Origin of the sequence: Pseudomonas paraglycinae (assembly GCF_021601625.1) — a bacterium.
GTDB lineage: Bacteria > Pseudomonadota > Gammaproteobacteria > Pseudomonadales > Pseudomonadaceae > Aquipseudomonas > Aquipseudomonas paraglycinae.
This window is the reverse complement of the sequence record NZ_BQHR01000001.1, coordinates 349,400-362,056: the sequence shown is the minus strand read 5'-3', so window position 1 is coordinate 362,056 and position 12,657 is coordinate 349,400. Positions and strand designations below refer to the sequence as shown.

The following is a 12,657-nucleotide window of genomic DNA, read 5'->3' as shown; positions in this document are numbered from 1 at the left end:
AGAGAGCGTCAAATTGAAAAATGCATTTCAACTTAATGTGAATGACCGATTTGCAATATCCGGGTTTATACGTATCCGATGTTCGGTGCCATACTCGTCGTAGACATTTAGATCCAGAAACTCCCGGCGTATCACCTTACTTTGGAGTTCTGCTGTTATATGGCTGATTATCGAGATCGTACCGGGATCCTGACGCAACGTCCGAAAGCCACTCGGCGTGCGCGCGGTCACCTGATCGCTGAAAGCAGGACCGATGTAACCGATATAACTTCTCAAACCGGCCGACACTTTTGTTGCATCGCCGGAATAGAAAAACTCGCTTGCATATTCGGTTTCCTGCTGTACCGTCCCGCTGGACCATTCGAGCAAATGAATCAGACGACCTTCTGCGTTTAAGGTCAGACTGTGCTGCTCCATCCTTTCAAACAGACCTGGCCGATCCAGCACCCTTGTCCTGGCCAGCATGAAATTGGCGATCGGATATTGCCTGGGTGAGATGGCCTCCAAGGTGATACTGCTGTCGCGGCCGTCCTGGCCGTTGCTTCGATACCTTTTGCCATCCAGGATGACCTCGGCAGCAATCTGCATCGACCCCGAGCGACTGCTGGAAACCCAGTACTCAAAAACCTGGACGACCTCCGAAGGGTCGGACAATCGATTGCCGGCGGCAGGCACCAATGGCGAGACCCGTGCGTGCCCCCCCTTAATGTCGTGGGCAAAATGATTCTCCCGGGAGCTCGCTGTCCAGTCACCTGTCAGCGGTGCGGCGGAGTTATAGTCAATCAACCGAAGTGTCTCCAGAGCAGAGTGGCCATGGAGCGAAACAGCGTTGCCTTGCGCATCTTCACCAGAAATCAACACCAACACCCGAATCTGCATGCGACCGTTGGCATAAAGTGCTTTATGGCGAATGGCCGCCGAAGAATCGAACTTCACTTCAATACGCTGGATAATCAAACCTTCTTCAGACATATCAAACCCCTTAAACAAAAAAGTTATCGCGAAGCTTGAATAGCATTCACGTCAACTCATTGATACACGCTCCAAAAACAAATAAAACAGACAACCAGTGACAACATGTAATCACACACAATGAAACAACGATAAACTCACTTCCGACTCTGAAATGCTCAACACCCTCTTCAACAAACGGACATTTAATTACGCACAATAAAAAACCGTTTTCCCGCAATCATTTAAAACTGCGAGAAAACGGCTAAATTAACCGTAGCAACAAATCGGGCGATATCAGAAAACCAAGCGCGCGCTGCCACGCGCACCTCCAATCTATAAAGGTGTCGGCACCGCTGTATATTTAATTGGCAAGGTCGGATCCTTTTCGACGAAAAGAACTCAAGTAGTGAATGCACCTCGCCGCAGACTCATCCCCGTTCCAGAAAGAACTCACGCTTTTCAGAGTTGGTCCGAATGGCCAACTTGTGCTCCGTGCCATATTGGTCGATTGCGACAAAGGGAAACACGCCATCCGCACTGGATTCGGCCGCCGTGTATGCGAACTCGGAAAGCGCTTGCACGACGGTCAACTCGCCGTGACGATCATTGACTCTGACGACATACTCTTTGGTCTTTGCCGAAGAATCCAGAGCGTGATCTCGAAATATATAATTTACAAAGGTATTGTCATTAACAGGTAGCGCCACAGTGACATCAGTTTTATTCGGCCTTACCAGAATCCCCTTCAAATAGTTGGTTTTCGACGCATATATCCAGTTGCCATAGGCAAACTTGACATCATCCGTACCTCTCGAAGAAACCCAGTCCACCAGTTTGATCTGCTGTCCCTGATAAACAAGTCCGAGATAGTAGTTCCAGATCCGGTTTCCCGGCTCCTCATTGCCTCGTCTGTTCGAAGTCCAGCGAAACTGTTCTACCGAGTAGGTAACCGGCACCTGAGCGTCCAGAGTGATACTGCTGTCCTGAAAACCGGAAAGACCGGTTCCATTGCTTCGGATAGTTGCCCCGTTCAAAGAAACACTTGCCGCGATTTGCGTCGTGCCGCTACCCGAGGACGATACCCAGAATGTGCGCACTTGCGGGTGGATACCATCATCCGGCTCATCGTCAGAGGGTTGTGCTGCATCCTGTATCACCGGCGTTTCCAGCGTAAATCGACCTTGTTCGGTACTGGCACTCCAGCCATCGCGCAAGGTTCTCCCGGTGTTGTAGTGAATAAGTTCAATCGTATTCATGACTTCTGCTGGAACCAGAATGCGATCCCCGTTTCCATCATAACCCGATACCAGCACCTGAACCTTTACTTGCATACGGCCGTTGCCGTACAGCACTTTACTTCGCGTTAATGACGAAGAGTCGAACTTCACCTTCAAGTCGATATTGTCCAGCCTTTCAGGATGGATCAACTGGTTTCCTGATACTTCGTTAAGCTCACTCATATTTTTACTCCTTGTGTTTGACGTCATTCCATACCTCGCAAAGCAAACGCGAAGTGAGACATGAATAACATGCAACCACAAACCGGCAAAAATTTAAATGTAAGAACCTGTAGCTAAAATGAAAGCAGAATCAGCAATTTGAAAAACCCGGCCACATTACCTCCGAGATACATTCATCATGAAATGTAAGTTCGAAAGAAAAAAACCACGAAGAACGTAAAGCAGCCGCACTCGACAACACAGATAGCGAAAAAATCATTCGCTGGCAGAACAGCTACGAATTCATTTGCGCAAGGTCTCAATGTTCGTCGTTATAAACGAACTTCGGCATTTCCCAATGAAAACGAATCGCCAGCAGGCGCAACAGGAAGCCACCAAACAGCGTGATCAGAATCGCCTGCTCGCCCGGCACGTTCAGGAACAGACACAGCATGTAGCACCAGGCCGCAGCGAACGAGACGCTGGCGTACAGCTCACGGCGGAAGATCAGCGGGATGTCGTTGCAGAAGATATCGCGCAGGATGCCGCCGAACACCCCGGTGATCACGCCGCTGACCGAGGCCACCAGCATGCCGTGGCCCATTTCCAGGGCGGTCATGCAGCCGATCAGGGTGAACGCCACCAGACCGACCGCGTCGAGCACCAGAAACAGCGAGCGCAGATGGCGCATCCAGCGAGCCGTGAACACGGTGATCATCGCCGCGACTGTGGTCAGTACCAGATATTCCGGGTGTTTGACCCAGGTCAGCGGGTAATGCCCGAGCAGCACGTCGCGCACCGAACCACCGCCCAATGCCGTGACGCAGGCGATCAGCACCACGCCGAACCAGTCCATGCCGCGACGGCCCGCAGACAGGGCGCCGGTCATGGCTTCGGCAGTAATGGCGACGAGGTAGAGCATCAGCAACATGGTGGCGATCCTGGCAGGAAGGCGCGCAGTCTACTCACTTCGCCGAGGCACCAAAAGAGGGCACCCCGGCGTGGGTGCCGATCTCAGAACTTGATGAAATGCTTGCGGTAGTGCTGCAGCTCGGCGATGGATTCGCGGATGTCGTCCAGCGCCAGGTGAGTGCTGCCCTTCTTGAAGCTGTCACGCACGTCCGGCGCCCAGCGCGCGGCCAGTTCCTTGAGCGTGGAGACGTCGAGGTTGCGGTAGTGGAAGTAGCTTTCCAGCGACTTCATGTGGGTATAAAGGAAGCGGCGATCCTGGCAGATGCTGTTGCCACAGATCGGCGACTTGCCCTTCGGCACCCACTTCTCCAGGAAGGCGATGGTTTCGGCTTCAGCCTCGGCCATGCTCACGCGGCTTTCACGCACGCGCTGGGTCAGGCCGGAGTTGCCGTGAGTGCGGGTGTTCCACTCATCCATGCGGGCGAGGACTTCGTCGCTGTGGTGGATGGCGATCACCGGGCCTTCGGCCAAGGTGTTCAGGTCACTGTCGGTGACGATGGTGGCCATTTCGATGATCACGTCGTTTTCCGGATCGAGACCGGTCATTTCCAGGTCGATCCAGATCAGATTCTGCGGGTTTTGCATATTTCGGCTCCTGAGCAATGCTGCGCAGTTTAGCCTAGGCAGCCTGCCGGGCGTGCTAAACTCGCGGCCGTTTTACCTAATCGCTGCATTCTTCAGACGGAACACCCATGGCCAAACGCCAACTCAATCGTCGTCAAAACTGGCGCATCGAAAAGATTCAGGGCGAGCGCGCCGCCCGCGCCGCCAAACGCGAGTCCTCGGCTGTCGAGGCGCTCGAAGGCGGCGACCTGGGCCCGGAACAGCACGGCCTGGTGATCGCCCACTTCGGGGTGCAGGTCGAGGTCGAGGCCGTTGACGGTGAGCTGGCCGGCCAGGTCTTCCGCTGCCACCTGCGGGCCAACCTGCCGGCACTGGTCACCGGCGACCGGGTAGTCTGGCGCGCCGGCAACCAGGGCATCGGCGTGATCGTGGCGCAACTGCCGCGCACCACCGAACTCTGCCGTCCGGACAGCCGTGGCCAGCTCAAACCGGTGGCCGCCAACGTCGACATGATCGTCATCGTGTTCGCCCCGCTGCCCGAGCCCCATGCGAACCTGATCGACCGTTATCTGGTCGCCGCCGAGCACGCTGGCATCCGCCCGTTGCTGCTGCTGAACAAATTCGACCTGATCGACGAACAGAACGCCCCGGCGCTGAATGCCCTGTTGGCGGTCTATCGCACGCTGGGTTATCCGGTGCTGGAAGTCTCGGCGCACCACGGCAACGGCATGGAGCAATTGCAGAAGCAGCTCGACGGGCGCATCAGCGTGTTCGTCGGCCAGTCCGGTGTCGGCAAGTCGTCCCTGGTCAACAGCCTGCTGCCGGAAGTCGAAACCCGTGTCGGCCCGCTGTCCGAGTTGTCCGGCCAGGGCACGCACACCACGACCACCGCGCGCCTGTTCCACTTCCCTGGCGGCGGCGAACTGATCGACTCCCCGGGCATCCGTGAATTCGGCCTCGGCCACGTCAGCCGCGCCGACGTCGAAGCCGGTTTCATCGAGTTCAACGACCTGCTCGGCACCTGCCGCTTCCGCGACTGCAAGCACGATCGCGAACCGGGATGCGCACTGCTCAAGGCCCTGGAAGACGGCCGCGTGCAGCAGCAGCGGATGAACAGCTACCGCTCGATCATCGCCAGTTTGCCGGAAAACGGCTACTAAACAGCCCTGTCGGCGGCCCTTCCCCAAGGGCTGCCGGTTGTCGGAACCTGGCGGCGTTCCCACCCTCACCTTAAACACAAGCCCTTTCTGTAAGCCTGATTACTTCAGTTTGCAGGACATTTCTCTTTTCCCGCCCAAACCTTGTAGCGCCCTTCCAGAGGCCTAAATTGGGTTCTTCCTTCGCACCTATGCGATCTCCGAGGAACCCCATGCAGACCTATCATTTGTTCATCAGCCACTCGTGGAACCACCCCCACGCCCACGACAATCTGGTGCGCCTGCTCGGCGCTCAACCCGACTTCTGCTTCAAGAACTTTTCCGTGCCACCGCACAATCCGATCATGGGTGCACGCACCGACAAGCAGCTTGAAGAGGCGATCGAAAACAAGATCCGGCCGTGCTCGGCGGTGTTGATCATGGCCGGCATGTATTCGACCTACAGCAAGTGGATCAACAAGGAAATCGAGATCGCCAGACGCATGGGCAAGGTGATCATCGCGATCAAACCGTTCGGTGCCGAACGGATTTCCACCGTTGTACGCAATGCCGCACATGCCGAGTGTGCGTGGAACACCCAGAGCATCATCAAGGCCATCCGCCTGCACACGGCGGTGTAACCATGCGCAAGGGACTGTTTATCGGCATCAACCACTACACCCACGTCGCGCCACTGAGCGGCTGTAACAACGATGCGATGGCAATGGCCTCGGTACTGGAGCGCCACGCCAACGGGCGGCCGAACTTCAGCAGCAAGGTACTGACTTCAGCCGAGGAGAACCTGACACTCGACACGATGAAGCAACAGATCCGGGAGCTGTTTTCCGGCGACTGCGATGTGGCGCTGTTGTACTTCGCAGGCCATGGCCAGTTCGACACCAGCATCGACGAAGGACTGCTGATTCCACAGGACTTCCGGCACGGCGGCGAAGGCATTCGCATCAGCGACATTCTGACGTGGGCCGATCAGGCACCGCACATCAAGAACAAGATCATCATCCTGGATTGCTGCCAGGCCGGCGCAGCAGGTGCCATGCGCAGTCTGCGCGGTGGCAGCAGCGTGATCGGCGAAGGCATGACCATCCTGACGGCCTGCAAGAAAGAACAATCGGCGCTGGAAAGCCGTGGCCACGGGGTGTTCACCGATCTGCTGTTGCAAGCCCTGCACGGCGGCGCAGCCAATGTATTGGGCAAGGTCACGCCGGGCAGTGTGTATTCGTTTGTCGACAATGCGCTGGGGGCATGGGAACAGCGGCCGGTGTTCAAGACCAACGTGTCGCAATTCGTACCGCTGCGCGAAGTCGCGCCGCTGATTGCCGAAGAAACACTGCGCAAGCTCAAGGACTGGTTTCCCGAGCCGAGCTTCGTCTTCCGGCTCGATCCCAGCTACGAACCCACCGAAGCGGCATTCGATCCCGATCACGGCGATGTCTTCAAACAGTTGCAGATGTGCAACCGCCACAGCCTGATCGAACCGGTCGACGCCGAGCACATGTACTACGCCGCCCTCCACTCCACCGGCTGCCGCCTCACCGCACTCGGCGCCTATTACCGAGAGCTCGCGCTCAAAGGACATTTCTGATGCCCGTATTCATCAGCTACCGCCACGGCGATCGCGCTCAGGCGATTGCCATCAACAGCCGCCTGGTTCAGGCCAATATCAAGACCTACCTTGATGTGCTGGATCCTGAATCCCAGACCACCGACGACATCACGGGTGTCATCACCCGTAACATCACCGAGTGCAGCCACCTGCTGGCCGTGGTGTCGGAAAAGACCGCACTGTCGTGGTGGGTGCCGTTCGAAATCGGCGAGGCGACCATCAGCCACCGACGAATCTGCTCGTTCAGAACCGGCCCGGCAGAGCTTCCGCACTACCTGGACAAATGGCCGAAGCTGAGCACCGATCGGGATCTGGATTTCTTCATCGATGCTTACCGCACCGAAGGAAGCGTCAAGCGCTCCATGACCCTGGATTCGGTCACGGCAAATCAGTCAACGCGAACCGCCAACCGACAAAACGCCGAAGTGTTTCATGACGCGCTGAAAAACCGTATTCGACGCGGGTTTTAGTCAGCCCGAGCGCCGCAGGGAATGCGTCTGTGACCAGACTTCCCGCCGGACACAAAAAAGCCGACATCACTGTCGGCTTTTTTGTGGGTCACTGTTTCGGCGCGGGAGCCGGTGCAGCAGGTACCGGGGCTGGCGCCGCGGCGCCCGGCTCGGTCGGTTTCGGCAGCGGGTCGTCGAACAGGTTCAGCCGTTCGCGCAACTCGTGTGCAGGCACCGGCTGCTGATCCGCCGGCAAGGCGTTCGGGTCGACCGGGGTGGCCGGCGCCGCGCCGTTCTGGCCTTGATCTGCCGGTTTCGACGGGTCGGCACCTTGCGAACCTTCGATGGCCGCCTGGGCCTTCTTGGTCAGCACCACGATGTCGATGCGGCGGTTGACCGGGTTGAACGGGTTCTCCTTGTCGAACAGTGCCGACGAGGCGTAACCAACAACCCGCGCCACTTGAGCATCCGGATAACTGCCCGCCACCAGCGCACGCCGCGCGGCGTTGGCACGGTTGGCCGAGAGTTCCCAGTTACCGAAGTCGCCATTGCCCACGTAAGGCTTGGCATCGGTGTGACCGCTGATGCTGATCTTGTTCGGCACCGCCTTGATGGTGTCGGCCATGGCCAGCAGGATGTCTTCGAAGTACGGCTTCAGGCGTGCAGAACCGGAGTCGAACATCGGTCGGTTCTCGGCGTCCATGATCTGGATGCGCAAGCCGTTCGGCGTGATCTCGAACAGGATCTGATCCTTGAACTTCTGCAGTTGCGGGTTCTCGTCGACCTTGTTCTGCAGTTCCTGCAGCAACAGTTCCAGGCGTTCCTTCTCGACCTGCTCGGCCATGCCTTCAACCTGTTCGGTGTCGACCGTGACCTTGTCCGGTTGCGGCTGCGACTTCACTTCAGGGTTGAGGGTGTTTTCCGGCGCCAGGGTCGGCGTGCCGCCCAGATCGATGATGTACGGCGTGCCGCTCTCGGAGAAACCGACCGGGTCCTTGAAGTAACCGGCGATGGCGATCTTCTGTTCCGGGGTCGCGGTGGACAGCAGCCACAACACCAGGAAGAACGCCATCATCGCCGTCGCGAAATCGGCGAAGGCGATCTTCCACGCCCCGCCGTGATGCCCGCCGGCGATGCGCTTGACGCGCTTGATGATTATCGGCTGGTTATTTTCCATGACTTAGCGACCGCGAACGGCTTGTTCCAGCTCGGCAAAGCTTGGACGGTGAGCCGGGTACAGAACCTTGCGACCGAACTCGACAGCCAGCGACGGCGGCATGCCGGAAGCCGAAGCCACCAGCGAGGCCTTGATGGCTTCGTAGACGTTCAGCTCTTCCTTGGCATCGTGCGCCAGGGAGTGCGCCAGCGGGCCGAAGAAACCGTACGCCGCGAGAATACCGAAGAAGGTACCCACGAGTGCCGCACCCACGTGCAGACCGATGGACTTCTGATCGCCCTCACCCAGGGAGGCCATGGTCACCACGATACCCAGTACCGCCGCGACGATACCGAAACCCGGCATGGCGTCGGCAATGCCGTTCACCGCGTGGGACGGATGCTCGAGGTCTTCCTTCAGGCTGTACAGTTCCATGTCGAACAGGCCTTCCAGCTCGTGGGGAGCCATGTTGCCGGAGGACATGATGCGCAGGTAATCGCAGATGAACGCGGTCATGCGTTCGTCTTTCAGTACCGCCGGGTACTTGGCGAAGATCGGGCTCGCGGCGGCGTCTTCGATATCGCCTTCGATGGCCATCATGCCTTCGCGGCGGCTCTTGTTGAGGATCTCGTAGATCAGGCCCAGCACTTCCAGATAGAACGTGTGGCTGAAACGCGAACTGAACATGCTCAGGGATTTCTTGAGCACGTGCATCGTCATGTAGCCGGGGTTGGCCTGCAGGAATGCACCGAGTGCAGCACCGCCGATGATCATCACCTCGAAGGGCTGGATCAGGGCGGCAATCTTGCCGTGGGAGAGCACGTATCCGCCGAGCACGCTCGCGAATACGACGATGATGCCGATAATTTTAGCCATAGGTAGAAAGTACTTATTTAAGTCGGGTTCAAGGTCATATTCGGAAGTTAAAAAATCTCTTCTTCTACTTATCGGCAAAACTGCGCCAGACTATAGCCAGTTCAGGCGAAAAGCCAATTTAGCCCATGCCGGGCGCGTCTACAGTCAGTGAAGATCTCGTCCAGACATGGCTAATGAAACGAACGTCCCACACGTAAAACCGACCACACTCGATGGCTGGGTGAAGCTGCTCGACAGCGTTCGCCTGCCGGTGCCGCAAGATGCCCATGACCGGGTCTGCCGGGCGATTCGCGATGACCGCAGCTCGCTGCGCGACATCGCCGACCTGATGCAGGACAGCCCGGCACTGGCTCTGAGCATCATCCGCGAAGCCAACCGCCACACCCACGGCAACATGACTGCGCCGGCGGAAAACCTCGAAGTGGCGATCAATCGCCTCGGCCTTGGCCGCACCGAAGAACTGCTCGCGCGCCTGCCCGCCGAACCTTCCGCACAGATCCCCCAGGCCCTGCGCCAGTTGCAGATGATCAGCCAGCACGCCACGCAACAGGCCAACGGTTTTTTCGCCAGCCGCCTCGCACGTTTGTGGCAGGACATCCATTGGGGCAGCCTGCTGTTTCTCTCGCCGCTGTGGCCGTTGGCACTGACCTTTCCCCAATTGCTTGAAGAGTGGGAAGTGCGGGTTATCCACAAGGGCGAATCAGCGCGCGTCGTGGAAAAGCAGTTGTTCGGCGTGCGCCTGCTGAAAATCGGCGAAGCGCTGGTCGAAGCCTGGCGTCTGCCGATCTGGGTGCAACAAGGTTATCGGCTGCTGCTGACCGAGCAGCGCGAACTGGTCAAGGTCCTGCGCATTGCCCGCGATGTGGATCATCCGTTGCGCCAGCAAAACCGCCTCGACGACGATCCGACCCTGCGTCGCTGGCTCAATCAGCCGGCCAACACCGTGTTGCTGGCCAACGGTCTGGCACTCTCGGCGCAACAGGCCTGGGACAGTCCGCACAGTGAGCGCTGGCAATTCCTGACCAGCCTCTATCTGCAAATCTCGATGGACGAGGTGCAACAACAGTTGCACCAACAGGCCGCCGTCAGCGCTCGCCATCATTCCATGCCGGATCTGTGGCACCCGGCGGTTTCGCTGCTCTGGCCGTGGGGCACCCGTCGTCTGCCTGCCGGAATGCTGCCGGCTGCGGCGCCATCCGCTGAAGATCTGACCCAGTGGCGCCGGCAATGCGCCGAGCTGCTGGCCGTGCCAAGCCGCTTCACCAATGCCATGAGCCTGACTGTCGCCGCCCGTGACGCGCTGGTCGCCAGCGGCATGCGTCGGGTGATGATCCTGATGGCCGACCGCAGCCACGCCAATCTGCGCGTCCATCAAACCTCGGGGTTGCCGAAGGAAGCCGCTGCGCTCAATTTCGTCGTCAGCCAGAGTTCGGTGCTGCAACGCTTGCTCGCGCAGCAGGCGCAAGTGCGGATCACCCCGGACAACAATGCCCAGTTTTCCGCCCTGCTGCCGCCCTCGCTGCGCACGCTGTTCCGGGGCGAGCACCTGTTCCTGCGTTCACTGGTGAACAACGGCCGGGTGATAATGATCGTGGTCGCCGACCAGGGTGGCGGGCCGTTCGCCGACATCACCGTGCAAGCCTTCGGCAAAACCGCGCAGTGCATCGAGAAAGCCCTGCACAGTTTTAGCCAGCGCGGCCAATGACAGCTACAATCCTTCCCCTTTGTGCTCTGGAGACCTCACATGTCTGATTTCTCTGGCCTGGCCCTGGTGATCGAGCCGAGCGACCTGCTGCCGCGCCTCGAATCCCGCGATCTGATTCTGGTGGATCTGACCAGTGCCGCCCGCTACGCCGAGGGACACATTCCCGGCGCACGTTTTGTTGATCCGAAACGCACCCAGCTGGGTCAGGCGCCGGCTCCGGGCCTGTTGCCGAGCAAAGAGAAACTCGAAGAACTGTTCGGTGAACTCGGCCATCGCAAAGACGCGGTCTACGTGGTCTATGACGACGAAGGCGGCGGCTGGGCCGGGCGCTTCATCTGGCTGCTCGACGTGATCGGCCATGACAAATACCACTACCTCGACGGCGGACTGCCGGCGTGGCTGGCGGAAGGTTCGCCGATGTCGATCCAGATTCCTCCAGCGGCGGGCGGCCCGGTTGCCCTGACCCTGCACGAGGAACCGACCGCCACCCGCGAATACCTGCAGAGCCGTCTTGGCGCCGCTGACCTGGCGATCTGGGACGCTCGAGGTCCGCTGGAGTATTCCGGCGAAAAGGTCCTGGCGGCCAAGGGCGGGCACATCCCCGGCGCGGTCAATTTCGAATGGACGGCGGGCATGGATCAGGCGCGCCAGCTGCGCATCCGTACCGACATGCCGCAGATCCTCGAAAACCTCGGGATCACCAAGGACAAAGAAATCATTACCCACTGCCAGACCCATCACCGGTCCGGTTTCACTTATCTGGTGGCCAAGGCTCTCGGTTATCCGCGGGTCAAGGGCTACGCCGGTTCCTGGGGCGAATGGGGCAACCACCCCGACACCCCCGTCGAGCTTTAAGGATTTTTAAGGACAGTCATGAAAGAGCGTTTGTTTATCATCAGCCAGTACCTGCTGCCTCATCACCTGCTGTCGCGCCTGGCCGGCTGCGTCGCCGAGTGCCGCGTGCGCTGGTTCAAGAATGCCTTCACCACCTGGTTCGCCAAGCGTTATCAAGTGGACATGTCGCAGGCGCTGGTTGAAGACGTGACCGCTTACGAGCACTTCAACGCCTTCTTCACCCGCGCGCTGAAAGACGGCGCACGTCCACTGGACCAGACCCCGGGCGCAATCCTCAGCCCGGCCGACGGTGCGATCAGCCAGCTCGGTCCGATCGAACACGGTCGTATCTTCCAGGCCAAGGGCCACAGCTTCAGCGTGCTGGAACTGCTGGGCGGCGACGCGGCCAATGCGGCGCCGTTCATGGGCGGTGAATTCGCGACTGTTTACCTGTCGCCGAAGGACTACCACCGCGTGCACATGCCGCTGGCCGGCACCCTGCGCGAAATGGTCTACATTCCGGGCCGGATCTTCTCGGTCAACCAGACCACCGCGGAAAACGTTCCTGAACTGTTCGCCCGCAACGAGCGCGTGGCGTGCATCTTCGACACCGAGCGCGGGCCGATGGCCGTGGTGCTGGTGGGCGCGATGATCGTGGCATCGATCGAAACCGTATGGGCCGGTTTGGTCACGCCGCCGAAGCGCGAGCTGAAAACCTTCCGTTACGACGAAGCCGCCCGTGCGCCGATTCATCTGGAAAAAGGTGCGGAACTGGGGCGCTTCAAGCTGGGTTCGACCGCGATCGTGCTGTTCGGGCCGGATCAGGTGAAATGGGTTGAAGAATTGAAAGCCGGCTCACCGGTGCAGATGGGTCAGGCCCTGGCACTGTCCAACGCCTGAACCTGTTGATCCGCCCTTTCGCACGTCTGCGAAGGGGCGGACACGACC

13 protein-coding genes are annotated in these 12,657 nt (G+C 59.0%); 7 read left to right on the top strand and 6 right to left on the bottom strand.

What is annotated here, in order from left to right; translation table 11 throughout:
• Window positions 1–27: 27 nt before the first annotated feature.
• The 4 genes from L6D82_RS01600 to orn all read right to left on the bottom strand — a co-directional run bounded on the left by L6D82_RS01600 (window position 28) and on the right by orn (window position 3,950).
• A complete protein-coding gene (locus L6D82_RS01600; RefSeq protein ID WP_236187917.1) occupies window positions 28–972 on the bottom strand; it encodes a hypothetical protein in 945 nt (314 codons plus the stop codon).
• Between the two features lie 410 nt (window positions 973–1,382).
• Window positions 1,383–2,414, bottom strand: a complete 1,032-nt coding sequence (locus tag L6D82_RS01595; protein WP_236187916.1) for a hypothetical protein — start codon at window positions 2,412–2,414, stop codon at window positions 1,383–1,385.
• A gap of 298 nt (window positions 2,415–2,712) precedes the next feature.
• Window positions 2,713–3,324, bottom strand: coding sequence for a trimeric intracellular cation channel family protein (locus tag L6D82_RS01590; RefSeq protein WP_085746499.1), 612 nt, complete (start codon window positions 3,322–3,324; stop codon window positions 2,713–2,715).
• 83 nt (window positions 3,325–3,407) lie between these two features.
• Window positions 3,408–3,950: an oligoribonuclease gene (orn, locus tag L6D82_RS01585; RefSeq protein WP_065258764.1), complete on the bottom strand. Its 543-nt coding sequence runs from the start codon at window positions 3,948–3,950 to the stop codon at window positions 3,408–3,410.
• A 107-nt stretch (window positions 3,951–4,057) separates the two neighbouring features.
• Between orn and rsgA the strand changes: the two genes are divergently transcribed.
• From rsgA to L6D82_RS01565, 4 genes are all read left to right on the top strand, one after another.
• A complete protein-coding gene (rsgA, locus tag L6D82_RS01580) occupies window positions 4,058–5,089 on the top strand; it encodes a small ribosomal subunit biogenesis GTPase RsgA (protein WP_039766628.1) in 1,032 nt (343 codons plus the stop codon).
• A gap of 209 nt (window positions 5,090–5,298) precedes the next feature.
• Window positions 5,299–5,706, top strand: a complete 408-nt coding sequence (locus tag L6D82_RS01575; RefSeq protein ID WP_064379087.1) for a TIR domain-containing protein — start codon at window positions 5,299–5,301, stop codon at window positions 5,704–5,706.
• Between the two features lie 2 nt (window positions 5,707–5,708).
• Window positions 5,709–6,668 carry a caspase family protein gene (locus L6D82_RS01570; RefSeq protein ID WP_102686788.1) on the top strand — a complete coding sequence of 320 codons (960 nt, stop codon included), beginning with the start codon at window positions 5,709–5,711 and terminating at the stop codon, window positions 6,666–6,668.
• The gene (locus tag L6D82_RS01565; RefSeq protein WP_064379085.1) at window positions 6,668–7,159 is read left to right on the top strand and encodes a toll/interleukin-1 receptor domain-containing protein; all 492 of its coding nucleotides are present in this window, start codon (window positions 6,668–6,670) and stop codon (window positions 7,157–7,159) included. Before L6D82_RS01570 ends, L6D82_RS01565 begins: the two co-directional genes overlap by 1 nt.
• An 88-nt stretch (window positions 7,160–7,247) precedes the next feature.
• Here the strand turns inward: L6D82_RS01565 and motB are convergent, their stop codons facing one another.
• Both motB and motA read right to left on the bottom strand, forming a co-directional pair.
• The gene (gene motB, locus L6D82_RS01560) at window positions 7,248–8,315 is read right to left on the bottom strand and encodes a flagellar motor protein MotB (RefSeq protein ID WP_129972330.1); all 1,068 of its coding nucleotides are present in this window, start codon (window positions 8,313–8,315) and stop codon (window positions 7,248–7,250) included.
• A 3-nt stretch (window positions 8,316–8,318) separates the two neighbouring features.
• On the bottom strand, window positions 8,319–9,170 hold the full coding sequence (gene motA, locus L6D82_RS01555) for a flagellar motor stator protein MotA (RefSeq protein WP_007952169.1): 852 nt from the start codon (window positions 9,168–9,170) through the stop codon (window positions 8,319–8,321).
• 166 nt (window positions 9,171–9,336) lie between these two features.
• Between motA and L6D82_RS01550 the strand changes: the two genes are divergently transcribed.
• The 3 genes from L6D82_RS01550 to asd are packed head-to-tail and all read left to right on the top strand — an operon-like array spanning window position 9,337 to window position 12,609.
• Entirely contained in the window at window positions 9,337–10,875 is a 1,539-nt protein-coding gene (locus tag L6D82_RS01550) for an HDOD domain-containing protein (protein WP_085746496.1), read from the top strand.
• A gap of 39 nt (window positions 10,876–10,914) precedes the next feature.
• Entirely contained in the window at window positions 10,915–11,730 is an 816-nt protein-coding gene (locus L6D82_RS01545; protein WP_064379082.1) for a rhodanese-like domain-containing protein, read from the top strand.
• 18 nt (window positions 11,731–11,748) lie between these two features.
• Window positions 11,749–12,609: an archaetidylserine decarboxylase gene (asd, locus tag L6D82_RS01540; RefSeq protein ID WP_007952166.1), complete on the top strand. Its 861-nt coding sequence runs from the start codon at window positions 11,749–11,751 to the stop codon at window positions 12,607–12,609.
• Window positions 12,610–12,657: the final 48 nt, after the last annotated feature.

Excerpts from the sequence above, each read along its gene's own strand:
- L6D82_RS01600 (WP_236187917.1), bottom strand. The coding sequence starts at position 972 with ATGTCTGAAGAAGGTTTGATTATCCAGCGTATTGAAGTGAAGTTCGAT.
- L6D82_RS01595 (WP_236187916.1), bottom strand. The coding sequence starts at position 2,414 with ATGAGTGAGCTTAACGAAGTATCAGGAAACCAGTTGATCCATCCTGAA.
- L6D82_RS01590 (WP_085746499.1), bottom strand. The coding sequence starts at position 3,324 with ATGTTGCTGATGCTCTACCTCGTCGCCATTACTGCCGAAGCCATGACC.
- orn (WP_065258764.1), bottom strand. The coding sequence starts at position 3,950 with ATGCAAAACCCGCAGAATCTGATCTGGATCGACCTGGAAATGACCGGT.
- rsgA (WP_039766628.1), top strand. The coding sequence starts at position 4,058 with ATGGCCAAACGCCAACTCAATCGTCGTCAAAACTGGCGCATCGAAAAG.
- L6D82_RS01575 (WP_064379087.1), top strand. The coding sequence starts at position 5,299 with ATGCAGACCTATCATTTGTTCATCAGCCACTCGTGGAACCACCCCCAC.
- L6D82_RS01570 (WP_102686788.1), top strand. The coding sequence starts at position 5,709 with ATGCGCAAGGGACTGTTTATCGGCATCAACCACTACACCCACGTCGCG.
- L6D82_RS01565 (WP_064379085.1), top strand. The coding sequence starts at position 6,668 with ATGCCCGTATTCATCAGCTACCGCCACGGCGATCGCGCTCAGGCGATT.
- motB (WP_129972330.1), bottom strand. The coding sequence starts at position 8,315 with ATGGAAAATAACCAGCCGATAATCATCAAGCGCGTCAAGCGCATCGCC.
- motA (WP_007952169.1), bottom strand. The coding sequence starts at position 9,170 with ATGGCTAAAATTATCGGCATCATCGTCGTATTCGCGAGCGTGCTCGGC.
- L6D82_RS01550 (WP_085746496.1), top strand. The coding sequence starts at position 9,337 with ATGGCTAATGAAACGAACGTCCCACACGTAAAACCGACCACACTCGAT.
- L6D82_RS01545 (WP_064379082.1), top strand. The coding sequence starts at position 10,915 with ATGTCTGATTTCTCTGGCCTGGCCCTGGTGATCGAGCCGAGCGACCTG.
- asd (WP_007952166.1), top strand. The coding sequence starts at position 11,749 with ATGAAAGAGCGTTTGTTTATCATCAGCCAGTACCTGCTGCCTCATCAC.